This window comes from Rhodovulum sp. 12E13 (assembly GCF_003340565.1).
Taxonomy (GTDB): Bacteria; Pseudomonadota; Alphaproteobacteria; order Rhodobacterales; family Rhodobacteraceae; genus HLUCCA09.
The window spans coordinates 146,595-171,439 of sequence record NZ_QPLK01000005.1 but is presented as its reverse complement, the minus strand read 5'-3'; the positions used below and the strand labels follow the sequence as shown (position 1 = coordinate 171,439).

Genomic DNA, 24,845 nt, shown 5'->3' with positions numbered 1-24,845 from the left:
GACGGGTCGCTCCCCGCGACGGCCCGCGCCTGTCCAGTTCCGTCCGCTCGTCCAGGGGTTCCGTGTCGCGCCAGTTCACCACCGAGCGAGAGCTCCCGCTGCCGGAGCGTAGGTCGCGCCCGCTGACGCGCCCGCTCGATCCGGCCGAAGGCGGCGTGGCGCCGGGCCGGTCGTATTCCGTGCTCGTGGTCGACGACAGCCGCATGCAGCGGCGGATCATCTGCGCCCAGCTCCGCACGCTCGGCTACTCCGTGCGCGAGGCCGAAAGCGGCGACGAGGCGCTCGCGGCGTGCGCGGCCCACCCGCCCGACTTCGTCATCTCCGACTGGATGATGCCGGGCATGGACGGCCCCGAGTTCTGCCGCCGCTTCCGCCAGATGGAGCGGGAGAGCTACGGGTATTTCCTGCTGCTGACCGCCAAGTCCGACCGGGGCGAGATTGCTGCCGGCTTCGATTCGGGGGCCGACGACTTTCTCACGAAGCCTGTCCAGAGCGAGGAGCTGCGCGCCCGGCTGGCCGCCGGCGCCCGCGTCCTGCGGATGGAGGCCGAGCTCGTCGAGAAGAACGCCCTGCTGCTCGGCACGCTGGCCGAGCTGCAGGAGGTCTACGAGGCCGTCGACAAGGATCTGATCGAGGCCCGCAAGCTGCAGCAATCGCTGGTGAAGGAGCGGTTCCGCCAGTTCGGTGCCAGCCAGGTCTCGCTGCTGCTGCGGCCTTCGGGGCATGTGGGCGGCGATCTCGTCGGTTTCTTTCCCGTGGGCGACGACCGCCTCGCGATCTATGCCATCGACGTCTCCGGTCATGGCGTTGCCTCGGCGCTCATGACGGCGCGGCTCTCCTCCTACTTCGCCTCCAGCATGCCCGACCGCAACGTGGCCCTCGGCCAGGGCGACGACGGCCTCATCGCGTGTCACCCCCCCGCGGAGGTCGCCCGGCGGCTCAACCTGATCTCGCTCGCCGAGATGGCGACCGACACATATTTCACCATGCTCTTCGCCGAGATCGACCTGGCGAGCGGCGCGGTGCGGATGGTGCAGGCAGGCCACCCCCACCCGCTGATCCAGCGCAAGGGCGGCCGGATAGAGCGGCTGGGCGAGGGTGGCCCGCCCGTCGGCCTGATCGAGGAGGCGCCGTTCGCCGATCTCTCCGTTACGCTCGCCCCCGGCGACCGGCTGCTGTTCATCTCCGACGGGATCACCGAGTGCGAGAACCCGTCGGGCCAGATGCTCGAGGAGGCCGGTCTCGAGCGGCTCGTGCGCCGCAATGCCGGCCTGACGGGGCAGGGCTTTCTCGAGGCGCTCACCTGGGATCTCGCCACCTACGCCGACGGCGAGGAATTCGGCGACGACATCTCCGCGGTCCTGTTCGAGTACGGCGGGCCGCGCGCGGCCAAGGGGTGAGGTCAGCGCATCAGGCGGCGAAGGAACATCCGGTCGCCGTCGTTGCCGACCATCTCGACCGCGAGCGGCAGCGGCACGAGGTGCGCCGTGTGCCCCTCCTCCACCGGCGGGCCGAGCCGTCGCACGGCTTGGCCCAGGTAGACGGTGCACACCTTCTCGGCCCAGAGGTCGTATTCGGGCATGTAGGTGAAGCGGCGAAAGGCCCCGAGGCGGCGCTTCAGCGCCATCTTCCACCCCGTCTCTTCCCATACCTCGCGGTGCAGCGCGGCAATCGGGTGTTCGCCGGGATCGACCCCGCCGCCCGGCAGCTGGAACTCGGGCGCGGGCGCGTCCTGGTGGGTCAGCAGCACGTCTCGGCCCCGCAGCAGCACCGCGTAGGCCCCGGGCCGGCTTGTATAGGCCTGCCCCGCCCGCACCCGCTCTCCCACCCGTGGGATCATTCGCCCTCCCTTTGCGCGCGCCGTTGTCGCCCCTACATGGCTGCGGTATGCCAACCGCCGGCACCCAAGGAAACCCATGACTCTCGGTTCTCAAATCGCGTGGGACGATACCGTCCTGCCCTTCCAGCTCGACCGCGCCGACATCCGCGGCCGCGTCGCGCGGCTCGACGACACGCTCGACCGCGTGCTCGAACAGCACGACTATCCCCCCGCCATCGAGGCGCTGGTGGCCGAGATGGCGCTGCTGACCGCGCTCATCGGCCAGACGATCAAGCTGCGCTGGAAGCTGTCGCTGCAGGTGCGCGGCGACGGCCCCGCCCGCCTGATCGCGACGGATTACTTTGGCCCCAGCGAAGACGGCGCGCCCGCGCGCATCCGCGCCTACGCCAGCTTCGACCCCGAGAAACGGCTGACGGGCCGCCCCTTCGACCTGATCGGCAAGGGCTATTTCGCCATCCTGATCGACCAGGGGGCCGGCATGGCCCCCTACCAGGGGATCACGCCGCTCGATGGCGGCAGCCTCGCCGCCTGCGCCGAGACCTACTTCGCCCAGTCCGAGCAGCTGCCCACGCGCTTCGCCCTGACCCACGGCCGGGCGAAGCGGCCCGGCGGCCCGGAACACTGGCGCGCGGGCGGCGTGATGATCCAGCACATGCCCGAGGTCGGCGAGCACGTCGCGCAGGGCGGCGGCTCGGGTGCGGGCGGCCTGCTGCGCGCGGCCGACATCGTCGATGGCGACGGCGCGGAGGACTGGTCGCGCGTCAACATGCTGCTCGACACGGTCGAGGCGATGGAACTCGTCGGCCCCGACGTGCAGCCGACCGACCTGCTGGTGCGCCTCTTCCACGAGGAGGCGCCGCGCGTCTTCGACGCCCAGCCGGTCGCCTTCGGCTGCTCGTGCTCGCCGGCCAAGGTGCGGCAGTCGCTGTCGATCTACTCGGCCAAGGACATCGCGACTATGACCACCGACGAGGGGATCGTCACCGCCGACTGCCAGTTCTGCGGCGCGCATTACGAGTTCGACCCGGCGACGCTCGGCTTCGAGGCGACGCGCGAGGCGCCGGAGGGAGAGCGGCCCGAAGACCGGCCAGCAACGGGTCGCGGCGGGTGGACCGCGACCGGCCGCGGCGGCCGCGCATGAGCCCTGCCGCGGCCACGCTGGCGAGCGAGGGGCTGCGCGCCCGCCTCGCTCGCGCCGTGGCCGTGCGGGGCGGCCCCACCGCCGACCACGATCTCAACCCCGGTCTGACGCTGCCGCCCGGCCGCACGTTGCGGGATGCCGGCGTGCTCGTTCCGGTCATCGAGGGCCCCGGCGGCCCAAGCCTGCTGCTCACCAAGCGGTCCTCGCGGCTCAAGCACCACCCCGGGCAGGTCGCCTTTCCCGGCGGCCGGGTCGACCCCGGCGATGCCGACGCGACCGCCGCCGCCCTGCGCGAGGCGCACGAAGAGGTGGGGCTCGATCCCGCGACGGCAGACGTGCTCGGCACCCTTCCGGAGCACGAGACGGTCACGGGCTTTTCCGTCACCCCGGTCGTCGCCCTCGTGCCCGCCTTCGCGCCGGTGCCCGAGGCGGGCGAGGTGGCCGAGGTCTTCACCCTCCCCTTTTTCCATGTCGCGGACCCCGCCAATTACGCCGTCGAGCAGCGGCGCTGGCGCGGCACCTGGCGGCGCTACTACGTGCTGCCCTACGGCCCCTATTATGTCTGGGGTGCCACCGCGCGGATGCTGCGGGGTCTGGCCGACCGCCTCTCGGCGTGAGACAGGGCTGCACATGACCGAGACGATCGACGCCGACTGGCTCTCTGGCGAGGATGCCCGCGCCGTCACCACCGCTCTCGAGGGTGCCGGACATCAGGCGCTGTTTGTCGGGGGCTGCGTGCGCAACGCGCTTCTCGGTGTGCCGGTCACGGATCTCGACCTGTCGACCGACGCCCGCCCCGAGCGGGTGATCGCGCTGGCCGAGGCGGCCGGGCTCAAGGCCGTGCCCACCGGCATCGACCACGGCACCGTTACCGTCGTCCACCGCCACCACCCGGTCGAGGTGACGACCTTCCGCGCCGACATCGAGACGCACGGCCGCCACGCCACGGTGCGGTTTTCGGGCGACGTGGCCGAAGATGCCGCGCGCCGGGACTTCACGATGAACGCCCTCTATTGCGATCCGCGCGGCCGTATCGTCGACCCGCTGGGCGGCCTGCCCGACCTGCGGGCGCGGCGGCTGCGCTTCGTGGGCGATGCCACCGCGCGGGTGCACGAGGATTACCTGCGCATCCTGCGCTTTTTCCGCTTCCACGCCTGGTATGCCGACCCCGAGGGCGGGTTCGACCCCGAGGGGCTGGCGGCCTGCGCCGAAGGGGCCGACGGGCTCGCCCGCATCTCGGCCGAGCGGATCGGCGGCGAGATCAAGAAGCTGCTCGCCGCGCCCGACCCCTCGCGCGCGCTGGCCGCGATGGAGCGCACCGGGATCCTGCACCGCGTGCTGCCCGGGGCCGACGCGATGGCGGTCGCCCGCCTGACGGCGCTCGAGCCGGCGCAGAGCCGCGCGCCAGGGTCGACGCCCGACGCCATCGCCCGCCTCGCCGCCCTCGGCGGAGAAGAGGTGGCCGACCGCTTGCGCCTGTCGAAGGCAGAGGCGCGCCGCGTCGAGCGTCTGCGCGCCGCGGCCACGGGCGAGGCCCGCGCGGCCGAGCTCGGGTGGCGGCTGGGCGCGGAAGACGCCCACGCCGCGCTTGCAATTCGCGCCGCTCTCTCCGCCCAGGGCTTGCCCGCCGGCATGGCCGCCGCCGTCGCGCGGGGCGCCGCCGCCGAGTTCCCGGTGAAGCCGGCCGACCTGATGCCTGCCTACGAGGGTGCGGCCCTCGGCGCGCGGCTGAAGCAACTCGAAGCGGCGTGGATCGAGTCCGGTCTGACCCTCGGCAAGGACGCGCTTCTCGCGCGCCCCGACGACGGCTGACCTCGGCACCGTTTCCGCCGCCGCGGTTTTCCTGTAACGGGGACGGGCTACGTCCCCCGCGATCGCAGCCCCCGTGCCGGACCCCGACGCCGATGTTCCGCCGTTTCGAGAATCTGGTCGACCCCTATGTCGACTACGAAGAGACCGACGCGCCGCCGCGCCGGTTGTGGCCGTTCGTGTGGAGCTACTCGCAGCCGTTCCGGGCCATGTTCGGCTGGGCGACGCTGCTCTCCGTGGTCGTGGCGGCCATCGAGGTCGGCCTGATCTTCTACATGGGCCGGGTCGTCGACATCCTGAGCGGTACGTCGCCCGCCGAGGTGTGGCGGGCGCACGGGCTGGAGCTGCTGCTCGCGGCGGCCTTCATCCTGCTGCTGCGGCCGGCGGTGCAGGCGCTCGACGTGCTGATCCTCAACAACACGCTCCTGCCCAATTACGGCACCCTGTTCCGCTGGCGGGCGCATCGGCACGTCCTTCGCCAGTCGGTCGGCTGGTTCGAGAACGATTTCGCCGGACGCATTGCCAACCGCATCATGCAGACGCCCCCTGCCGCGGGCGAGGCGATGTTCCAGGTGTTCGACGCGATCACCTTCGCCCTCGCCTACGCGGTGGGCGCCGCCATCCTGCTGTGGGGGTCCGACCCGCGGCTGGTGGTGCCGCTGCTGGTCTGGTTCGCCCTCTACGGCCTGCTCGTGGCGTGGACGATCCGCCATGTCGGCCCCGCCTCGAAGGCGGCGTCGGACGCGCGCTCGGCGGTCACGGGCCGCGTGGTGGACAGCTACACGAACATCCACGCGGTCAAGATGTTCGCCCACCACGACCGCGAACTCGACTACGCGAAGGAGGCGATCGACCACGCCCGCCGCACCTTCCAGAAAGAGATGCGGATCTACACGATCATGGACGTGACGCTGGTCACGCTGAACGGCCTGTTGATCGTCGGTGTCGTCGGCTGGGCCATCGCGCTCTGGGCCGGCGGCACGGCGAGCGTCGGCGTCGTGGCCGCCGCCACCGCCCTGACGCTGCGGCTGAACGCCATGACCGGGTGGATCATGTGGGCGGTGTCGAACTTCTTCCGCCAGCTCGGCGTCGTGGCCGAGGGGATGGAGACGATTGCCCAGCCCATCACCCTGACCGACAGGCCCGGCGCCCCCGCCCTGCAGATGAGCGACGCGCGGATCGACTTCCGCGGCGTGTCGCACCATTACGGGCGCGGCGCCGGCGGGCTCGACCGGCTGTCGCTGACCATCGAGCCCGGCGAGAAGGTCGGCCTGATCGGCCGCTCGGGCGCCGGCAAGTCGACGCTCGTCAAGCTGCTGCTGCGCTTCTACGACGCCGAGGCGGGGCGCATCGAGATCGACGGGCAGGACATCGCGCGCGTCACGCAGGACTCCTTGCGCCGCCAGATCGGCATGGTCCAGCAGGACTCGGCCCTGTTGCATCGCTCGATCGCCGACAACATCCTGTACGGCCGCCCCGAGGCGACGTGGGACGAGATGGTGGCCGCCGCCCGCCGCGCCGCCGCGCACGATTTCATCGAGGCGCTGTCCGATGCCGAGGGCAACTCGGGCTACCACTCGCTGGTGGGCGAGCGCGGGGTGAAGCTGTCGGGTGGCCAGCGCCAGCGCATCGCGCTCGCCCGCGTGATCCTGAAGGACGCGCCGATCCTCGTGCTCGACGAGGCGACGAGCGCCCTCGATTCCGAGGTCGAGGCCGCGATCCAGGACACGCTCTACGGCGTGATGGAGGGAAAGACGGTGATCGCCATCGCCCACCGCCTGTCGACCATCGCGCGGATGGATCGGATTCTGGTGCTCGATGCGGGCCGCATCGTCGAGGAAGGCCCGCATGCCGACCTGCTGGCGAAGGGCGGCCTCTACGCCCGCTTCTGGGAGCGGCAGTCCGGCGGCTTCATCGGCGCCGACGCGCCCCCCGCCCCGGAGGCTGCCGAATGACCGCCACGCGGCAAAATCCTCCAGAAGATCTTGCGGGCGCCGAACTTTCTAGAAGGTCCGGCTGTCCGAAGGATTCCGCATGATCCGAATTTCCCATCCCGGCCGCCTGATCGACGCCTTCGCTCCGGCCGACGGGCCGCCGCCACACACGCTGACGGCCTTCCTCGTCTGGTGCCTGCGCGGCTCGTTCCCCGTGCTGCTCGTCGCCGGCATCCTCTCGGCCCTTGTCGGCACGCTCGAGGTGATCTCGGCCTTCGTGCTCGGGCGGCTGATCGACACGGCGCTGGCCTCGGGGGCGCAGGCGTTCTGGGTGGAGCACCTGCCGCTGATCATCTTCGCGGCGGCCTTCTTCGTGCTGATCCGACCGGTGACGTTCGGCCTGTCGGCGGCGGCCAACGGCATCGCCGTGCAGCCCAACGTGAACCCCCTGGTGCTCTCGCGTCTGCACCGCTGGACGATGGGGCAGGCGATCCCGTTCTTCGACAACGATTTCGCCGGGCGCATTGCCCAGAAGCAGATGCAGACCTCGCGCGCCGTGACCGACGTCGTTTCGGAGATCATCAACGTCGTCTTCTTCGCGCTGGCGTCGCTGATCGGGGCGGCGGTCATGCTCACCTCGATCGATCCGCGCATCGCCGCCGTGCTGACGCTGTGGCTGATCGGCTACCTCGCGCTGATCCGCTTCTTCCTGCCCCGCATCCGCACCCGCTCCAAGGCGCGGGCGGGGGCGCGGGCGATGGTGTCGGGGCAGGTCGTCGACACGATCACCAACATCAAGACGGTCAAGCTCTTCGCCCATACCTCCCACGAGGATCGGGCCGCGCTGAACGCGATGGGCACCTTCCGCGAGCGCGCCATCGAGTTCGGCGTCATGTCGGCGTGGTTCCGCTTCACGCTGATGACCGTGGCGGGCGCGCTGCCCGTGCTGCTGATCGGCGGCACCCTGATGCTCTGGAGCGCCGGCACCGCAACGGCGGGCGACATCGCCGCGGCTGGCGCCATCTCGATCCGCATCGCGCAGATGACCGGCTGGGTGTCGTTCACCCTGATGGGCATCTACGCCAATGTCGGCGAGATCGAGGACGGGATGCGCACCCTCACGCCGCCTCACGGCCTGACCGACGCCGCCACCGCCGAGCCGCTGCCGGCCGCGGAGGGCCTCGTGGAGTTCGACCGCGTCACCTTCACCTATGGGCGTGGCACGGGCGGGATCCACGACATCACGCTCACGCTGCATCCGGGCGAAAAGCTCGGGCTGGTCGGCGCGTCGGGCGCGGGCAAGTCGACGCTCGTCTCGCTGCTGCTGCGGCTCTACGACACCGAGGGTGGCGCGATCCGCGTCGAGGGGCGCGACGTGCGCGACATCACGCAGGAGAGCCTGCGGCGCCAGATCGGCATGGTCACGCAGGAGACGGCCATGTTCAACCGCTCTGCGCGCGACAACATCCTCTACGGCCGTCCCGGTGCCACCGAGGGCGAGATGATCGAGGCCGCGAAAAAGGCCGAGGCGCACGACTTCATCCTCGGCCTGCAGGATCACGCCGGCCGCACCGGCTACGACGCCCATCTGGGTGAACGCGGCGTGCGCCTGTCGGGCGGCCAGCGCCAGCGCATCGCGCTGGCCCGTGCCATCCTCAAGGACGCGCCGATCCTCGTGCTCGACGAGGCGACGAGCGCGCTCGATTCCGAGGTCGAGGCGCAGATCCAGACCGCGCTCGAGCGGGTGATGGAGGGCAAGACCGTGCTCGCCATCGCGCACCGCCTCTCGACCATCGCCCACATGGACCGGATCGTGGTGATCGACGGCGGCCGCATCGCCGAGGAGGGCACCCACCGCGAGTTGATGCGCGCCCGCGGCCTCTATGCCACCTTCTGGGACAGGCAGTCGGGCGGCTTCCTCGGCCATGCCGACGCGGCCGAGTAGGCGCCGCGTCTTCCACTGCCGGGCGCCCCGTGGCATGCGGCAGGAATGGATCGCCCGACTTCACCCGCTGCCAGGCGATGGCGTGCCCGGCCGCTCCGGCCCGGTGCTGCGGTGCGGTGAGCGGCGCCGTCACCATCGACCGGCTCGGTCACCGGGGCGACGGTATCGCCCGTGACGGCGGCGCGGTGCTCTATGCGCCCCGCACCCTGCCGGGCGAGGTGATCGACGGCCCGCGCGAGGGCGACCGCATCGCGCGCCCGCGCATCCTGACACCTGTCGCCGAGCGCGTGCGCGCCCCCTGCCCGCATTACGCCGCCTGCGGCGGCTGCGCGCTGCAGCATGCCGCCGATGGCTTCGTCGCCGCATGGAAGCAGGAGGTGGTGGCGCAGGCGCTCGCCGCGCAGGGGCTGGAGGCGCCATTCCGGCCCATGCACTCCTCGCCCGCCTTTGCCCGTCGCCGCGCCACCTTCGCTCTGAGGCGCAACAAGGGCGGTGCCACGGTCGGATTTCACGCGCCGGCGAGCCACACGGTGACCGACGTGCCCGAGTGCCGGCTGATCCATCCCGCGCTAGCCGCGGCACGCCCCGCGCTGGCCGGGATCGCGGCGATGGGCGGCAGCCGCAAGGGCACGCTCTCGGCCACCGTCACACGGCTGGATGCCGGGCTCGACGTGGCGGTGACCGGCGGCAAGCCCGCCGATACCCACCTTGCCGCCGATCTCGCCGCGCTCTGCGCGCGCCACGGCATCCTGCGGCTGGCGTGGGACGGCGAGGTGATCGCCCAGGTCGAGCGCCCGCGCCTCACCCTCGGCGGCATCACGCTCACGCCGCCGCCCGGTGCCTTCCTTCAGGCGACGGCGGACGGCGAGGCCGCCCTGCGTGCTGCCGTCACAGAGGCGACCGCCGGTGCGGCGCGAATCGTCGACCTGTTCGCCGGGCTCGGCACCTTCGCCCTGCCGCTCGCCCGCCGGGCCGAGGTGCATGCCGTCGAGGGCGACGCCGCGATGGTTCGGGCGCTTGAAGAGGGGTGGCGCGGCGCGACCGGCGTCAGGCATGTCTCCGCCGAGGCGCGCGATCTCTTCCGCCGCCCGCTCGAGCCCGACGAACTGGCGCGCTTCGACGCCGCGGTGATCGACCCGCCCCGCGCCGGCGCGGAGGCGCAGGCAAGACGCCTCGCCGCCAGCACCGTGGCCCGGATCGCCGCCGTTTCGTGCAATCCCGTCAGCTTCGCTCGTGATGCCCGCGTGCTCGTCGAGGGCGGATACCGCCTGTGCTGGGTGCAGGTGGTGGACCAGTTCCGCTGGTCGCCGCATGTCGAGCTTGCGGCCCTGTTCGCCCGCGACCATATCGCGCCGGGGGCGACAAAGGGACAGAGCGGATGAGAGACAGGCTGCGGCACTGGCTGAGCGACCCGCGCACCGGCAACTTCATCGTCGGGGTGATCGTGTTTAACGCCATCATCCTCGGGCTCGAGACCTACCCCGCGGTGATGGACAGGGCCGGCCCCCTCCTGCTGACGCTCGATTCGCTCTGCCTCGCGATCTTCACGGTCGAGATTGCGGCCAAGCTCTACGTCGATCGGCTGCGGTTCTTCCGGTCGGGCTGGAACGTGTTCGACTTCGTGATCGTCGCCATCGCGCTGGTGCCCAGCGCCGGGGCGCTGTCGGTGCTGCGGGCGCTGCGCATCCTGCGGGTGCTGCGTGTCGTGTCGGTGCTGCCGCGCCTGCGGCGCGTGGTCGAGGGGTTCGTCACCGCGCTGCCGGGGATGGGCTCGGTCTTCCTGCTGATGGGCCTCGTCTTCTACATCGGGGCGGTTATGGCGACCAAGCTGTTCGGCGGGGCCTTCCCCGACTGGTTCGGCTCGCTGGGGGCGTCGGCCTACTCGCTGTTCCAGATCATGACGCTGGAGAGCTGGTCGATGGGCATCGTCCGCCCGGTGATGGAGGTCTACCCCCATGCGTGGGCCTTCTTCGTGCCGTTCATCCTTCTCACGACCTTCGCTGTGGTGAACCTGCTGGTGGGCCTCATCGTCAACTCGATGCAGGATGCCCACGCCGAAGAGGCCAACACCGCGACCGACGCCTACCGCGAGCAGGTGCTGGAGCGCCTCGCCGCCATCGAGGCGCGGCTTTCCGAGGCCAAGAGCGAGGGCGGGGGGGACAAGCCCGGCAACGCCCGCGCGGCGGCGGCCGACGAGCAGGCGCGCAGCGCGGGAGAGTAGCGCGCCGTCCAGAATTTCGGCGCGTGATGCCACGCCGCAACTTCTCCGACATTGTTGCGTGCCTTATAGTGGCGTCGCAATCATCCGGGCACGGGCAGGACGCATCGATGATCAACAGACGAGCGGCGATGGCGGGGGGCGCGGCCCTGGCCCTGGCGGGGTGCGGCAGCAAGTTTCGCACGTATGACGGGCCGGAGGTGACTCGCCTGCAGGTCTACAAGGAACGGCGCCGCCTGTATCTTTTCCACTTTTCCGAGGTGCTCGAGGAATACCGCGTGCATCTCGGCTTTCAGGCAGAGGGCCCCAAGCGCTTCAGGGGCGACGGGCGCACGCCCGAGGGCTTCTACTTCATCGATCGTCGCAACCCGCAGTCGAGCTTTCACCTCTCGCTCGGCATCTCGTATCCCAACGACGAGGACCGCGCCTACGCCGCGGCCCACGGCAAGGACCCGGGCGGCGACATCTTCATCCACGGCGGCCGCCGCCGCGGCAAGGACCCGCGCGGCCCCGACTGGACGGCCGGCTGCATCGCTGTCAGCGACCGGCAGATGGAAGACGTCTACGCGATGGTGCGCACGGGCACGCCGATCGACATCTTCGCCTGAGCGACCGCGCATCTCGCGCGCAGTGAAGGTCGGGGCCGATGCTCATGTTCCGGTGACGAGGGTCCACCAGATCTTGCCGGATTGCTCCTGGTGCCAGGCGAAGCCGAGGCTGCGCGCCCGCGGGTCGAGAATGATCGCGCGGGTGTCGGGCTGGTCCATCCACGCCGCCAGAGTCTCGAGCTCGGTCTCGTAGGTCTCCGAGATCGTCTCGCCCAGGAACTGTCCGGCAAATCCCGTGCGCTGCACCCGCTGGAGCGGAGACGATCCGTCGGAGCCGAAATGCCACGGCCGGTTCTGCACCGACATGTCGCGTGCATGGGTGGCGGCCGCGGCCGTCAGCTGCGGGTTGAGCGCGACGGGCGACGCGCCGGCGGCGGCGCGCAGGCTGTTGACCGACTCCACCACGCGGTCGGGGATCTGCCGTGCCTCGGAGGCGGAGATCCGATAGACGCTCGGCCCCCCCGGCGCCGTGACGGCGGACGGACCGCACGCGGCCAGGAGCACGGCCATGGCCGCGAAAAGGAAGATCTGCAGCTTCATCGCCTGTCACCCACCGGAATCCTCTCCTGATTAGCCGCGTCCGCGCGGGTGGGCAAACCGTTCCCGCGGCGGGGCGCCACGCTGACGGGCCTTTGAATTGTCGCTGCGGCTTTCTCGCACTAACGTGAGACTGCCGCGGCGGAAAGGGGGTCGCCGCGGCGACTCGAGAGCCGGAAAAGCGGAGAGACTGCCATGACCCGGAAAGACCGCCTGCACCTGTCGCGCCGCTCGCTTCTGGGCCTCGGCGCCTCGTTCATCGCTGCGCCCGGCGTCGCCCAGGAGGTATTCGCGCCCGAGCCCGACAACGATCCGGCGATCCGCCGCAACATCTCGAGTTTCCGCGCGCAGGATTGGCGCCCCTACTTTTCGTCGACGCGGAACGGTGCGATCCTCGTCGATACTGCGTCTCGCGCGCTGCACTTCTGGTCGGCAGACCAGTCGATCTATCGCCTCTACCCGACCTCGGTGCCCCTGTCGGAGGATCTCACGCGGCGCGGTCGCACCAGCGTCGTGCAAAAGGTCGAGGGGCCGAGCTGGGCGCCCACGCCCGCCATGAAGCGGCGGAACCCCGAATGGCCCGACTTCATTCCTCCGGGCCCCGACAATCCGATGGGCACGCACGCATTGTATCTGAGCTGGCGCTACTACCGCATCCACGGCACTCACGACACGCGCAAGATCGGGCGGCGCTCGTCGAACGGCTGCATCGGCCTCTACAACGAGCATATTGCCGAGCTTTTCTCGCTCGTGGAGCCCGGGGCACAGGTGTTGCTTATTTGACGAAATCGCCCGGTGCGGCGCCGTGGCGGCATGCTGGCCGATTGAAAACGCACCGACGCTCTGCAAAGGATGCGGTCACGAGGAACTGCTTGGATGCGCAGGCGTCCTCAATAATCGCGCCTGTGCTCTTACTGGAGGTTGAACATGAAGAAAGTTGCCCTCGCCGCCGCCGTCTCGCTCGCCGCGACGTCCGCCTTCGCCGGCGGCCTCGACGAGCCGATCGTGGAGCCCGAGATCATCGTGGAAGACACCGGCACCGCCGGTGGCTGGCTCGTGCCGGTCCTTCTGCTGGTCCTGCTCGGTGCTGCCGTGGCGGCTGCCGACTGATCCGCACCCGGATTCTACCACAGGCGAAGGCGGTGCCATGGGCGCCGCCTTTTCCTTTTGCGGGTGACACTGCCATTGGCGACACGCCTGGCCGGCGGTCGGCAGTGCCCTTCAGTCGATCCAGCCCTTGAGATTGTCGTCGATCACCTTCGACAGCGCCGCGATATGGGCGTCGTCGTCATTGAGGCAGGGGATGTAGGTAAACTCCTCTCCGCCCGCCTCTTCGAAACTCTCCCGGATCTCCTCGTTGATCTCCTCGAGCGTCTCGATGCAGTCGGCCGAGAAGGCCGGTGCGATCACGGCGATCCGCTTCTTGCCCGCCTCGGCCAGGCGCGCCACCTCTTCCACCGTATAGGGCTTCAGCCATTCCTCGGGGCCGAATCGGCTCTGGAAGGTGGTGACGATCCGGTCGTCGGCCCAGCCCAGCCGCTCCTTCAGCAGGCGCGTCGTCTTCTGGCACTGGCAGTGGTAGGGGTCGCCCTCCATCAGGTAGCGCTTGGGCACGCCGTGGTAGGAGCACACCAGCACGTCGGGCTCGTGGTCGAGCCCGGCATAGGCGCGCTCCACCGACTCGGCGAGGGCGTCGATATACATCGGCTCGGCGAAGTAGGGATCGACGATGCGTGCCGTCGGCTGCCACTTCTCCTGCATCAGCGCGCGAAAGAACTGGTCGTTCGCGGTGGCCGAGGTCGCGCCCGCATAATGCGGATAGAGCGGAAAGAACAAGATCTTGTGGCACCCGGCCTCGACCATTTCCCGCACCTTGGACCGCGTCGAGGGGTTGCCGTAGCGCATGCAGAAATCGACGCGCACCTCGCCGCCGTGCCGCTTTTCCATCTCGGCGCGGATCTTGGCGGTCTGGTCCTTGGTGATGGTCATAAGCGGGCTCTCGCCCGCCTCCTCGTTCCAGATCGACTTGTAGGCAGCCCCGGAGGAGAACGGCCGCTTCGACAGGATCACGAGTTGCAGCAGCGGCTGCCAGATCCAGGCCGAGTAGTCGATCACCCGCTTGTCGCTGAGAAACTCGTTCAGGTAGCGCCGCATCGACCAGTAGTCGTAGCCGTCCGGCGTTCCCAGGTTGGCCAGCAGGATGCCGATCTTGGCCGGCTTGACCGGCGGGTGATCGACCGGAAGGGGCGACGCTGCCCGGTCGGCGTCCGGGGCGGCCGTGTCCTTCGTCTCGGGCGACGGCTTGGGCGTGGCGTTCGCATCCAGCATGGCGGCGTCCCGGTCCTGTCCAGTTCTTCTTTCGCTTCGGAGTAGGGACATAACGGCTCATCCCCGCCGGTCAATCCCGCGTCCGGCCGTTCCCGCTGTCGGCTTCGCCATCGGCCGGGCCTGGCAGCGGCTCCTCGCGCGTGCCCAGCGCGTCCGAGAGGCGACGGGTGGCCGAGCCCGGGCGCAGCGGTTTCGGCTGGCTGGCGTCGGGGGCCCACCCGGTCAGCGTGACCACCTCGAAGGTCGCGCCGACGCGCCCGTCGGCCCGCCCTTCGGCCTGCTCGTAGAGCTCAGCCGCCCGCAGGAACATGGCCCGCGGCGGCGGCGCGCGGTGGCGGTCGGCCAGCGCGTTGGTCTCGCCCATCGCGCGCAGGTCGGCCCAGAGCCGGAAGGCGTTTTCGTAGCTCACGTCGTAGGGCATCGTGTCGGCCACCGGCAGGGCAAAGCCCGCCCGTTGCAACAGCGCGCCGAGGTCGCGCACCTCGCCCATCGGTGCCACGCGCGGCGACAGGCCCCCTGTCACCTCGGACTCGGCCTGCGCCAGCGCCTGCCGCAGCCCGCGCAGCGTGTCGCCCCCGAATGTCGCGCAGATCAGCAGACCGTCGGGCGCGAGCGCCCGCCGGCACTGCACAAGCTGGCCTACGGGGTCGTCGGCCCAGTGGAGCGCCAGAGCGTGGATCACCAGATCGTGCGCGCCCGCGTTCAGGTCGAGGGTTTCGGTGTCGGTCACCTGCCGCGCGCGGGGAACCAGATTTTCCCACAGACGAGGGAACCCAGAGACCACGGCCGGCGTTGTGAAGTGCCGGTTCACGACGCTGAGCCGTTCCTCGATCTCGTCCGCCACCGCCCGGTGCAGGAAGTCGGCCAGCCCGCTCCGCGCCGCACGAGCGCGGTGTGCCTCGAGGGCGGCACGGTCAGTGAGCGTCGGTCGGTCCATGCCGCGAGAGGTAGGCCACATGGGCGCGCTGCAAAACCTGATCGAGGCGATCTATCCGCCGCACTGTCTCGCCTGCGCCGAGCCGGTGGGCAGCGACGGCGCGCTCTGCCCCGCCTGCTGGCGCGAGGCGCAATTCCTCGGTGGCACGCTCTGCGATACCTGCGGTGCGCCCCTGCCGGGCGAGCCCGATGGCGGGCCGCTCTCGTGCGACGAGTGTCTCGCCACGCCGCGCCCCTGGTCGGTCGGCCGCGCCGCCCTGGCCTACACGGGCACCGGCCGGCGTCTCGCGCTTTCGCTCAAGACCGCCGATCGCACCGATCTTCCAGGGGCCGCCGCCCTCTGGATGGCGCGCGCCGGACGCGGCCTGCTGGCCGGCGACCCGCTCGTGGCGCCCGTGCCGCTTCACTGGATCCGCCTGTTCCGCCGCCGCTACAACCAGTCGGCCCTGCTCTCGGCCGCGCTCGCCCGCGCCGAGGGGCTGGAGCACTGCCCCGACCTGCTGACCCGCCGCCGCGCCACCCCCAGCCAGGACGGGCGCGCCCGCGACGCCCGCTTCGCCAATGTCGACGGTGCCATCACGGTCGGCCCGCGGCGCCGTGCGCGGGTCTCGGGCCGCGCCGTGCTGCTGATCGACGACGTGATGACGTCGGGCGCCACGCTGGCCGCCGCCGCCGAGGCGTGCCGCGCGGCAGGGGCGTCTGACGTCAGGGTGCTGGCACTGGCCCGCGTGCTCAAGAACGACTAGGTTTCCTGCCGCGATGCAGCGGAGGACCGGATGCAACCCGTCGAGATCTACACCACCCCGCTCTGCGGCTTCTGCCACGCCGCGAAGCGACTCCTGACCAGCAAGGGCGTGACGTTTTCCGAGATCGACCTGACGCGCGAGCCGGCCCGCCGGGCCGAGATGCTCGACCGCGCCGGCGGAAAGCACACCGTGCCGCAGATCTTCGTGGGCCAGACCCATGTGGGTGGCTGCGACGAGCTTTACGCGCTCGAGCGGGCGGGCAGGCTCGACCCCCTGCTGCAGGGCGGCTGAGCCATGGCTTCGGGGGCGCCGACGGTCCGCACAGCGCTCGTCCAGCTCACCGCGTCGGACGATCCCGCGGCCAACCTGCCGGTCACCCGCGACGCGATCACTCGGGCCGCGCTGGAGGGCGCGCGCCTCGTCGCCACGCCCGAGGTGACCAATTGCGTCTCGGCCTCGCGCACGCGGCAGCGCGACGTGCTGCGGCACGAGGATGACGACCCGACGCTGGCGGCACTCCGCGACGATGCCGCGCGGCATGGCATCTGGCTGCTGGTCGGCTCGCTCGCGCTCAAGACGGAGGAAGAGCGATTCGCCAACCGCTCGTTCCTGATCTCGCCGGCAGGCGAGATCGAGGCGCGTTACGACAAGATCCACATGTTCGACGTGGCGATCTCCGAGAGCGAGACCTACCGCGAATCCGAGGGCTTCCGCCCCGGCGACCGCGCGGTGCTGGCCGAGACGCCCTTCGCCCGGATCGGCCTGACGATCTGCTACGACGTGCGCTTCCCCCATCTCTACCGCGCGCTCGCGCAGGCGGGTGCCGAGGTGCTGACCGTGCCTGCCGCCTTCTCGCCCGTTTCGGGCGCGGCTCACTGGCACGCGCTGCTGCGCGCGCGCGCCATCGAATGCGGCGCGTGGGTGTTGGCCCCCGCGCAGACCGGCACCCATTCGGCAGCGCGCGGGAAGGAGCGGCAGACATACGGCCACGCGCTGGCGGTGTCGCCCTGGGGCGAGGTGGTGGCCGAGGCGGGCGAGGCGCCCGGCGTGCTCGCCTTCGACATGGACATGGGCGCGGTCGCCGAGGCGCGTCGGCGCATCCCCTCGCTCTCGCACGATCGCCCCTATGCCGGACCGCAACCGGGGTCGGGAACGGCATGAGCCAACAGACCGACAGTCTCGCCGTCGCGCTGTTCTCGGAGATCTTCACCGCCGACCAGCTCGCGCGGAACCGGCTGTCGAAGGCGCTTCCCAAGGGGATGGAGCTGAGTCACCTCGCCGTGCTCAACCACCTCGCCCGGATCAACGCCGAGCGGACGGCGGCGCAGCTCGCCTCGGCCTTTCACCTCACGCGCGGGGCGATGTCGAACACGCTCGCTCGGCTGGAGCGGGCCGGGCACATCCATGTCCGCCCGGACTGGGACGACGCGCGGCGCAAGTTCGTCTCCATCAGCCCGTCGGGCCGGCGCGCCCGCGACGAGGCCATCGCCGCCGTCTCGCCGATCATCGCGCAGGTGGTGGAAGAGATCGGGCCCGACCGCGTGCGCGCCGCCCTGCCGGTGCTGCGCGAGTTGCGCGAGCGGCTCGGGGCGGGGTAACCGCCCCGCCCGGCCTGCCCCTGCCCCTGCCCCGCGGGCAGTGAAAGGCCCATGCCCGGCACCGCAGCGACGGCACGAGAGCGACCGCGCCGCGCCCGGCCAGACGGCAGATCGCCGCCATGCCCCTGCGGCATGATCTGGCGTGGGCCTTTCGCGGCCGATCCGGCGGGCGGGTCTCACCCCGGCCTGACCGCCGCGGCGACGTAGTTCACCGACAGATCCCGCTCCGACAGCGCCCAGTCGCCCGAGAGCGGGTCGAAGACCATCCCCTTGCGGTCGACCACCTCGAGGCCCGCCTCGCGCAGCATCTCGGCGAGTTCCTTGGGAGAGAGGAACTTCGACCAGTCATGCGTGCCCGCCGGCAGCCATCGCATCACCCGCTCCGCTCCGAACACGGCGAGGGCCCAGGCCTTCGCCGTCCGGTTCAGGGTCGAGCAGATCATCAGGCCACCGGGCCGCAAGAGCCCCGCGCAGGTGGCGAGAAAGGCGCGCGGGTCGGCCACATGCTCGACGATCTCCATCGCCAGGAGCACGTCGAAGCTCTCGCCCGCCGCCGCCAGCGCCTCGGCCGTGGTCGCGCGGTAGTCAATCGTGAGACCGGCCGCCGCGGCGTGGGCGCGGGCGACGCCGATGTTCTCGGCGCCGGCGTCGGCGCCGACCACCTCGGCACCGAGTCGCGCCATCGGCTCCGACAGCAGGCCCCCGCCGCAGCCGATATCGGCCACGCGAAGCCCTGCGAAGGGCCTGGGCGCGGCCCGGTCGCGGTCGAACTCCGCGGCGATCTGACGCGCGATGTAGTCGAGGCGGCACGGGTTCATCCGGTGCAGGGGCGCCGCCGTGCCGCGCTCGTCCCACCATTCGGCGGCCATCGCCTCGAACTTGGCCACCTCTCCGGCATCGACGCTCGTCCCGCTCATCGCCTGCTTCCTTCCGGTTTTCCGCGTGGCGCCGTTCTTCGCGCCGCTATATACAGCCTGCATGGACAGAAACGCATCCCACAAGAGCGCGGTTCAGTATCTCTACCCGCCGGTCGATCCTTTCGACCAGCGGGTGATGGAGGTGCCGGGGGGCCACCGCATCTACGTGGAGCAATGCGGCGACCCGGGCGGTATTCCGGTGATCGTGCTGCATGGCGGCCCCGGCGGCGGCTGTTCGCCCGCCATGCGCCGCTACTTCGACCCGGCCGAATACCGCATCGTCCTGTTCGACCAGCGCGGCTGCGGCCGTTCGCGCCCCCATGCCGGCGTCGAGGGCAACACGACCTGGGATCTGGTCGCCGACATCGAGCGGATTCGCGCAGAGCTGGGCATCGAGCGGTGGATGGTGTTCGGCGGCTCGTGGGGTGCGACGCTCGCGCTGATCTACGCCCAGGCGCATCCGGAGCGCGCCGCCTATCTCGCGCTGCGCGGGGTGTTCCTGATGACGCAGGCCGAGCTGCAATGGTTCTACGGCGGCGGCGCGGCGCAGTTCTTCCCCGACCAGTGGGAGAGGTTCTCCGCGCTCATCCCCGCCGACGAGCGCGGCGACATGATCGGTGCCTATCACCGTCGGCTGTTCTCGGGCGACAGCGCGCTCGAGACCCGATACGCCCGCGCCTGGACGGCGTGGGAAAACGCGCTCGCCTCGATCAGCCACGAGGGGCCGGGGGGCGACAGCCCGGCCGACTATGCCCGCGCCTTCGCCCGGCTCGAGAGCCACTACTTCGCCAATGCCGGCTTCCTCGAGGAAGACGGTCAGATCCTGCGCGACACGGGCCTGATCTCGCACATCCCCGGCACCGTCGTGCAGGGCCGCTACGACATGATCTGCCCCCCCGCCTCGGCCTGGGCCCTCTCGGAACGCTGGTCGCGCGGCGAGCTCAAGCTGATCGGCATGGCCGGCCACGCCCTGTCAGAGCCCGGCATCTCGGCCGAACTCGTCCGCACCACCAAGGCCGTCGCCCGCCAGGCCGAGCGCCTGGGGTTCTGACAGGCATGCGCATCCAAACGCAACGGACCGGAAGGTAGCCTCAGTGTCGGCTGTAACGATCTCGATCATCAACTACCGCACATGCAAGATGACCATCGCGTGCATCGAGAGCGTGCTGGCCGATCTCGCTGGCGGCGACGGGTGGCCATCTACTGCAGGCGAGGTGATCGTGGTCGACAACGCCTCGGGCGACGGCTCGGCTGAAGAGCTCGCGCGCTGGATCGCCGCGCGCCCCGACGCGCCCATTCGCCTCATCCGGGCGGAGCGCAACGGCGGCTTCTCGGCCGGTCACAATATTGCCATCGCTGCATCCCGCTCCGAGTACGTGCTTCTGCTCAACTCAGACGCGCTGCTGCGCACCGGGTGCTTGTCGGGCCTGCTGGCCGAGGCCGAGGCCCATCCGCGGATCGGGCTGGTCGGCGCGCGGCTGGAAGACGAGGCAGGGGCGCCGCAAACAAGCTGCTTCCGCTGCCATACCGCGATGAGCGAGCTTATCCGCGGCGCCAATTCCGGCCTCGTCACATCGGCGCTCCGCAGGTGGGAGGTGCCGCTCGGCCCAGACCCGGCGCCGGGCGACATTGACTGGGCATCGTTCGCCTGCATCCTAGTGCGACGCGCCCTCATAGACCGGATCGGCCCGCTCGATGAGGGCTATTTCCTTTATTTCGAGGATGCCGAGTATTGCCGCCGCGCACGCAGCGACGGATGGAGCGTCGCCTACGCGCCGCAGGCAAGGGCCGTACACCATCGCGGCGGCTCCGGACCGGTGAAGGCGCGCGCGGCGGCTCGGGAGCGCCTTCCGGCCTATTACTATGCGTCGCGCACCCGGTATTTCTACCAGAGCGGCGGGCGCCTCGGCCTGCTCGCGGCGAACCTCTGCTGGTTGGCCGGACGGGGGATCGCCCATGCAAGACGGCTTGCCGGCCGAAGCGTGCCCCCCGCGAGCGAATGCGAGGCGCGCGACCTGTGGATCAACGCGCTCTCGCCGCCCGGCCCGCGCCGGGCGCCGGGCGAGTGAGCGGAGCCACCGGTGGCGCTCCCCGATTTCATAATCATCGGCGCGATGAAGTGCGGCACCTCCACCCTGCAGGCACAGCTTATGGCGCAGGATGACGTATTCATGACCACACCGAAGGAGCCCAACTACTTCTCCGACGATGCGATCTACGGCCGCGGGACCGCGTGGTACGAAAGCCTGTTCGAGGCGGCCGCGCCGGGCGATCTGCGGGGGGAGGCGAGCACGCACTACACCAAGCTGCCCACCTACCCCGCCACTGTGCAGCGCATGGCCGCCACTCTTGAGCGGCCGCGTTTCATATATCTGGTGCGGGATTCCGTGGACCGCGCAATCTCGCACTATTTGCATGAGTGGACCGTCGGTGCGGTGGGCGATGATATAGCCGCCGCCTTCGCTGCGCGTCCGGACTTTGTGGAATACGGCCGCTACGCGATGCAGATCGCGCCGTATGTCGAGCAGTTCGGAGCCGGGTCCGTCCTTGTGGTGCGTGCCGAGCGGATGCGGGCGGATCCGCAGGGCACCCTCGAGCGAATCGGTGCGTTTCTCGGACGCAACGGCTTCCGCTGGCGGCCGGACCTCGCCGCGCGGAACGTCTCCGCCGAGCGCAGCCGGCCACTGCCACTGCATGGCGTCCTAGTCGATAATCCAGTGGCGGCGACCATCCGGCGGGCCTTCGTGCCCAAGCGGGTGCGCACCTGGATCCGGCAGAGCCGCATGCCGCGGCAGCGTCCCGCGCTGCCAGACGACCTCGAGCGACCGCTGCGCTCCGTGTTCGACGCCGACGCGACCGCGCTCGCAGCCCTTCTGCCCCCGTCGCAGATCGTAGAATGACCGCGCGAGCCTCCGTCGCCGCCGTTGTCATCGGGCGCAACGAAGGTGCGCGGCTGCTCGCGTGCCTCGACAGCCTCGCGGGACGGGTCGCGCGCGTCGTCTACGTCGATTCGGGTTCGAGCGACGGCTCCGTTGCGGCGGCGGCGGCGCGCGGGGCCGAGGTGGTGGCGCTCGACCTCTCGCGCCCCTTCACCGCGGCCCGCGCCCGCAACGAGGGTGCCGCGCGCCTCGCCGCGGAGGGGATGCCGCGCTTCATCCAGTTCCTCGACGGCGACTGCACCCTCGCCCCGGGATGGATAGACGCAGCCCGTGCCGCGCTGCTCGCCGATCCCGGCCTCGCGCTGGTCTGCGGGCGGCGGCGCGAGCGGGACCCCGGCGCGAGCCTCTGGAACCGCCTGATCGACCGGGAATGGGACAGGCCGCCGGGAGAGACGAAGGCGTGCGGCGGCGATTTCCTCATCCGGTCGGAGGCGTTCGCGCGGGTTGGCGGCTTCGACGCCCGCGTGATCGCCGGGGAGGAGCCCGAGATGTGCGTGCGCCTGCGCAGGGCCGGCTGGCGCATCCATCGCCTCGACGCCGAGATGACGGTGCACGACGCCGCGATGACCCGGGTCTCGCAATGGTGGCGGCGGGCGCGTCGGGCGGGCTACGCCTACGCCCTCGGCGCGTCGCTCCACGGCGCTCCGCCCGAGCGCCATTACGTGCCCCAGCTGCGCCGCGCGCTCCTCTGGGGGGCTGCCCTTCCCCTGCTCGCGGTCTCCCTTGCGCTCGCGGTTTCGCCGTGGGCGCTGGCCCTGCTCGCCGCCTACCCCGCGCAGGCTGCCCGCATCGCGGCGCGCGACGGCGACCGGGCCCACGCCGCCTTCACCGTGCTCGCCAAGATCCCCGAGGCGCTCGGCGCCGCCGCCTTCGCCGTCGACCGCGCCCGCGGACGCACGCCCGAGATCATCGAATACAAGTAGGCTTGCAGCCGCCGCCTGCCGTCGCTATATGCCGGTCAACAGCGGACCGTCGGGCCCCGGCCAGACGATCCACCGGATGATCGACGGGCCGCTCGGCCCGTTTTTTGCATCCATGGCTCTCCGAGAGACCGATCGCTGTGACAGACCTCGTCGCCAAGACCAGCATCGACCAGCGGCTCGCCGCCATCCTCACCCCTGTCGTCGAGGGGATGGGCTTCGAGCTCGTGCGCGTGCGGCTGATGTCGGGCAAGCACAAGACGCTCCAGATCATGGCCGATCGCCCCGAGGGCGGCATCGGCGTCGACGAGTGCGGCGAGATATCGACTGCCGTCTCGGCCACGCTCGACGTGGAAGACCCGATCGACGACGCCTACACGCTCGAGGTGTCGTCGCCCGGCATCGACCGCCCCCTGACCCGACTCAAGGATTTCGAGGCGTGGGAGGGCTACGAGGCCAAGATCGAGACGACTGAGCTGATCGACGGCCGCCGCCGCTTCCGCGGCACGCTGCAGGGCGTCGAGGATGGCGAGGTGCTGATCGAGGTCGAGGCCGAGGGGCAGGGCCGCGTCACCATCGGCCTGCCCTTCGACTGGCTGACCGACGCCAAGCTGATGCTGACCGACGACCTTATCCGCGACGTGCTCAAGGCGCGCAAGGACGCGGGCGTGATCGACGAGACCCAGTTCGACGAGGTGCAGACCTACCTCGGAGACGACGATCCAGACCAACAGAGCGGGCCGGCCATGAACGGCACCGCGCCGCAAGAGGACCGATAACCATGGCCATCACCTCCGCCAACCAGCTGGAGCTTCTGCAGACGGCCGAGGCCGTCGCCCGCGAGAAGATGATCGACCCGGGCCTCGTGGTGGAAGCCATGGAGGAGAGCCTCGCGCGGGCCGCCAAGAGCCGCTACGGCGCCGATCTCGACATCCGCGTGTCGATCGACCGCAAGACGGGCCGTGCCACCTTTACCCGGGTCCGCACCGTGGTGCCCGACGAGGAGCTCGAGAACTATCACGCGGAGCTGACCGTCGAGCAGGCGAAGGAGTTCCTCGACGACCCGCAGATCGGCGACGAGATCCGCGACGAGGTGCCCCCCGTCGAGATGGGCCGCATCGCCGCGCAATCGGCCAAGCAGGTGATTCTGCAGAAGGTCCGCGAGGCCGAGCGCGACCGCCAGTACGAGGAATTCAAGGATCGCGCGGGCACGATCATCAACGGTGTCGTCAAGCGCGAGGAATACGGCAACGTCATCGTCGATATCGGCCGGGGCGAGGGCATCCTGCGCCGCAACGAGAAGATCGGCCGCGAGAGCTATCGCACAGGCGATCGAATCCGCTGCTACATCAAGGACGTCCGCCGCGAGGCGCGGGGGCCGCAGATCTTCCTCAGCCGCACCGACCCGCAGTTCATGGTCGAGCTGTTCCGCATGGAGGTGCCCGAGATCTACGACGGCATCATCGAGATCAAGGCGGTGGCGCGCGACCCCGGCAGCCGCGCGAAGATCGCCGTCATCTCCTACGATTCGTCGATCGACCCGGTGGGCGCCTGCGTCGGCATGCGCGGCAGCCGCGTGCAGGCCGTGGTCAACGAACTTCAGGGCGAGAAGATCGACATCATCCCCTGGAACGAGGATCAGCCGACCTTCCTCGTCAATGCGCTGCAGCCCGCCGAAGTCAGCAAGGTCGTGCTCGACGAGGAGGCCGAGCGCATCGAGGTGGTGGTGCCCGAAGAACAGCTGTCGCTCGCCATCGGCCGCCGTGGCCAGAACGTGCGCCTCGCCAGCCAGCTTACCGGCCTCGACATCGACATCATGACCGAGGAGGAGGAGAGCGCCCGACGCCAGGCCGAGTTCGAGGAGCGCACCAAGCTCTTCGTCGACACGCTCGATCTCGACGAGTTCTTCGCGCAGCTCCTGGTCTCCGAGGGCTTCACGAGCCTCGAGGAAGTGGCCTATGTCGAGCTCGACGAGCTGCTGGTGATCGAGGGCGTCGACGAGGATACCGCGCAGGAGCTTCAGGCGCGCGCCCGCGACCACCTCGAAGAGTTGAATCGCAAGGCGCTCGAACGGGCGAAGGAGCTCGGCGTCGAGCAGAGCCTTATTGATTTCGAGGGCCTGACGCCCCAGATGATCGAGGCACTGGCAGAGGACGGCGTGAAATCGCTCGAGGATTTCGCCACCTGCGCCGATTGGGAGCTTGCGGGCGGCTGGACGACCGTCGATGGCGAGCGCGTCAAGGACGAGGGCCTGCTCGAGAAGTTCGACGTATCGCTCGCCGAAGCGCAGGACATGGTCATGACCGCCCGCGTCGCGCTCGGCTGGGTCGATCCCGAAGACCTTGTCGCCGACGCCGCCGAGGCTGCGGACGGTGCCGAGCCGGGCGAGACCGACGAGGAGGTGCAGGCCTGAGCGACGCGGCGGAGGG

At 70.5% G+C, this 24,845-nt stretch carries 26 protein-coding genes; 21 read left to right on the top strand and 5 right to left on the bottom strand.

Going from position 1 to position 24,845, the window contains the following annotated elements:
* Positions 1-62: 62 nt before the first annotated feature.
* Entirely contained in the window at positions 63-1,400 is a 1,338-nt protein-coding gene (locus DLJ49_RS06555) for a PP2C family protein-serine/threonine phosphatase (RefSeq protein ID WP_233488789.1), read from the top strand.
* A gap of 2 nt (positions 1,401-1,402) precedes the next feature.
* Here DLJ49_RS06555 and DLJ49_RS06550 read toward each other — a convergent pair whose 3' ends face one another.
* The gene (locus DLJ49_RS06550) at positions 1,403-1,840 is read right to left on the bottom strand and encodes an NUDIX domain-containing protein (RefSeq protein WP_115392730.1); all 438 of its coding nucleotides are present in this window, start codon (positions 1,838-1,840) and stop codon (positions 1,403-1,405) included.
* A gap of 76 nt (positions 1,841-1,916) precedes the next feature.
* On the opposite strand from DLJ49_RS06550, the gene DLJ49_RS06545 reads away from it, so the two are divergent.
* The 8 genes from DLJ49_RS06545 to DLJ49_RS06510 all read left to right on the top strand — a co-directional run bounded on the left by DLJ49_RS06545 (position 1,917) and on the right by DLJ49_RS06510 (position 11,495).
* Positions 1,917-2,981 carry an Hsp33 family molecular chaperone HslO gene (locus DLJ49_RS06545; RefSeq protein ID WP_115392729.1) on the top strand — a complete coding sequence of 355 codons (1,065 nt, stop codon included), beginning with the start codon at positions 1,917-1,919 and terminating at the stop codon, positions 2,979-2,981.
* A complete protein-coding gene (locus DLJ49_RS06540) occupies positions 2,978-3,598 on the top strand; it encodes a CoA pyrophosphatase (RefSeq protein ID WP_115392809.1) in 621 nt (206 codons plus the stop codon). The genes DLJ49_RS06545 and DLJ49_RS06540 overlap by 4 nt, the downstream gene beginning before the upstream one ends.
* Positions 3,599-3,611: 13 nt before the next feature.
* Complete coding sequence (locus DLJ49_RS06535; protein WP_115392728.1) at positions 3,612-4,793, top strand: CCA tRNA nucleotidyltransferase; 1,182 nt, start codon at positions 3,612-3,614, stop codon at positions 4,791-4,793.
* 92 nt (positions 4,794-4,885) lie between these two features.
* Entirely contained in the window at positions 4,886-6,745 is a 1,860-nt protein-coding gene (locus tag DLJ49_RS06530) for an ABC transporter ATP-binding protein (protein ID WP_115392727.1), read from the top strand.
* 79 nt (positions 6,746-6,824) lie between these two features.
* Positions 6,825-8,669 (top strand): ABC transporter ATP-binding protein, encoded by a 1,845-nt coding sequence (locus DLJ49_RS06525; RefSeq protein ID WP_115392726.1) that lies wholly within the window; start codon positions 6,825-6,827, stop codon positions 8,667-8,669.
* A gap of 77 nt (positions 8,670-8,746) precedes the next feature.
* A complete protein-coding gene (locus DLJ49_RS06520; RefSeq protein WP_115392725.1) occupies positions 8,747-10,051 on the top strand; it encodes a class I SAM-dependent RNA methyltransferase in 1,305 nt (434 codons plus the stop codon).
* Complete coding sequence (locus tag DLJ49_RS06515) at positions 10,048-10,890, top strand: ion transporter (RefSeq protein ID WP_115392724.1); 843 nt, start codon at positions 10,048-10,050, stop codon at positions 10,888-10,890. The genes DLJ49_RS06520 and DLJ49_RS06515 overlap by 4 nt, the downstream gene beginning before the upstream one ends.
* A 107-nt stretch (positions 10,891-10,997) precedes the next feature.
* A complete protein-coding gene (locus DLJ49_RS06510) occupies positions 10,998-11,495 on the top strand; it encodes a L,D-transpeptidase family protein (RefSeq protein ID WP_115392723.1) in 498 nt (165 codons plus the stop codon).
* 42 nt (positions 11,496-11,537) lie between these two features.
* On the opposite strand, the gene DLJ49_RS06505 is transcribed toward DLJ49_RS06510, so the two are convergent.
* On the bottom strand, positions 11,538-12,035 hold the full coding sequence (locus DLJ49_RS06505) for a divisome-associated lipoprotein DalA (RefSeq protein ID WP_115392722.1): 498 nt from the start codon (positions 12,033-12,035) through the stop codon (positions 11,538-11,540).
* A 192-nt stretch (positions 12,036-12,227) separates the two neighbouring features.
* Between DLJ49_RS06505 and DLJ49_RS06500 the strand changes: the two genes are divergently transcribed.
* Both DLJ49_RS06500 and DLJ49_RS06495 read left to right on the top strand, forming a co-directional pair.
* Complete coding sequence (locus DLJ49_RS06500) at positions 12,228-12,815, top strand: L,D-transpeptidase (RefSeq protein ID WP_115392721.1); 588 nt, start codon at positions 12,228-12,230, stop codon at positions 12,813-12,815.
* 144 nt (positions 12,816-12,959) lie between these two features.
* On the top strand, positions 12,960-13,142 hold the full coding sequence (locus DLJ49_RS06495) for a hypothetical protein (RefSeq protein ID WP_115392720.1): 183 nt from the start codon (positions 12,960-12,962) through the stop codon (positions 13,140-13,142).
* A 111-nt stretch (positions 13,143-13,253) separates the two neighbouring features.
* On the opposite strand, the gene hemH is transcribed toward DLJ49_RS06495, so the two are convergent.
* Positions 13,254-14,360: a ferrochelatase gene (gene hemH / locus DLJ49_RS06490; protein ID WP_115392719.1), complete on the bottom strand. Its 1,107-nt coding sequence runs from the start codon at positions 14,358-14,360 to the stop codon at positions 13,254-13,256.
* Between the two features lie 70 nt (positions 14,361-14,430).
* Complete coding sequence (locus DLJ49_RS06485) at positions 14,431-15,297, bottom strand: methyltransferase domain-containing protein (RefSeq protein ID WP_115392718.1); 867 nt, start codon at positions 15,295-15,297, stop codon at positions 14,431-14,433.
* Here DLJ49_RS06485 and DLJ49_RS06480 point away from each other — a divergent pair.
* Genes DLJ49_RS06480 through DLJ49_RS06465 form a run of 4 tightly spaced genes read left to right on the top strand, consistent with a single transcriptional unit; the run spans position 15,296 to position 17,640 of the window.
* Positions 15,296-16,042, top strand: coding sequence for a ComF family protein (locus DLJ49_RS06480; RefSeq protein WP_369932495.1), 747 nt, complete (start codon positions 15,296-15,298; stop codon positions 16,040-16,042). The two genes, DLJ49_RS06485 and DLJ49_RS06480, sit on opposite strands and share 2 nt — an antisense overlap.
* A gap of 30 nt (positions 16,043-16,072) precedes the next feature.
* A complete protein-coding gene (grxC, locus tag DLJ49_RS06475; protein ID WP_115392716.1) occupies positions 16,073-16,333 on the top strand; it encodes a glutaredoxin 3 in 261 nt (86 codons plus the stop codon).
* A gap of 3 nt (positions 16,334-16,336) precedes the next feature.
* Positions 16,337-17,203: a carbon-nitrogen hydrolase family protein gene (locus tag DLJ49_RS06470; protein ID WP_115392715.1), complete on the top strand. Its 867-nt coding sequence runs from the start codon at positions 16,337-16,339 to the stop codon at positions 17,201-17,203.
* Positions 17,200-17,640: a MarR family winged helix-turn-helix transcriptional regulator gene (locus DLJ49_RS06465; RefSeq protein ID WP_115392714.1), complete on the top strand. Its 441-nt coding sequence runs from the start codon at positions 17,200-17,202 to the stop codon at positions 17,638-17,640. Before DLJ49_RS06470 ends, DLJ49_RS06465 begins: the two co-directional genes overlap by 4 nt.
* A gap of 176 nt (positions 17,641-17,816) precedes the next feature.
* Here DLJ49_RS06465 and ubiG read toward each other — a convergent pair whose 3' ends face one another.
* Positions 17,817-18,557: a bifunctional 2-polyprenyl-6-hydroxyphenol methylase/3-demethylubiquinol 3-O-methyltransferase UbiG gene (gene ubiG / locus DLJ49_RS06460; RefSeq protein WP_115392713.1), complete on the bottom strand. Its 741-nt coding sequence runs from the start codon at positions 18,555-18,557 to the stop codon at positions 17,817-17,819.
* Between the two features lie 61 nt (positions 18,558-18,618).
* On the opposite strand from ubiG, the gene pip reads away from it, so the two are divergent.
* The 6 genes from pip to nusA all read left to right on the top strand — a co-directional run bounded on the left by pip (position 18,619) and on the right by nusA (position 24,829).
* Positions 18,619-19,608, top strand: a complete 990-nt coding sequence (gene pip / locus DLJ49_RS06455; protein WP_115392808.1) for a prolyl aminopeptidase — start codon at positions 18,619-18,621, stop codon at positions 19,606-19,608.
* 43 nt (positions 19,609-19,651) lie between these two features.
* On the top strand, positions 19,652-20,626 hold the full coding sequence (locus DLJ49_RS06450) for a glycosyltransferase family 2 protein (RefSeq protein ID WP_255566564.1): 975 nt from the start codon (positions 19,652-19,654) through the stop codon (positions 20,624-20,626).
* 12 nt (positions 20,627-20,638) lie between these two features.
* A complete protein-coding gene (locus DLJ49_RS06445) occupies positions 20,639-21,457 on the top strand; it encodes a sulfotransferase family protein (RefSeq protein ID WP_115392712.1) in 819 nt (272 codons plus the stop codon).
* Positions 21,454-22,419, top strand: coding sequence for a glycosyltransferase family 2 protein (locus tag DLJ49_RS06440; protein ID WP_115392711.1), 966 nt, complete (start codon positions 21,454-21,456; stop codon positions 22,417-22,419). The genes DLJ49_RS06445 and DLJ49_RS06440 overlap by 4 nt, the downstream gene beginning before the upstream one ends.
* Positions 22,420-22,556: 137 nt before the next feature.
* Positions 22,557-23,195: a ribosome maturation factor RimP gene (gene rimP / locus DLJ49_RS06435; protein WP_115392710.1), complete on the top strand. Its 639-nt coding sequence runs from the start codon at positions 22,557-22,559 to the stop codon at positions 23,193-23,195.
* Positions 23,196-23,197: 2 nt separating this feature from the next.
* Positions 23,198-24,829 carry a transcription termination factor NusA gene (gene nusA, locus DLJ49_RS06430; RefSeq protein WP_115392709.1) on the top strand — a complete coding sequence of 544 codons (1,632 nt, stop codon included), beginning with the start codon at positions 23,198-23,200 and terminating at the stop codon, positions 24,827-24,829.
* Positions 24,830-24,845 lie beyond the last annotated feature (16 nt).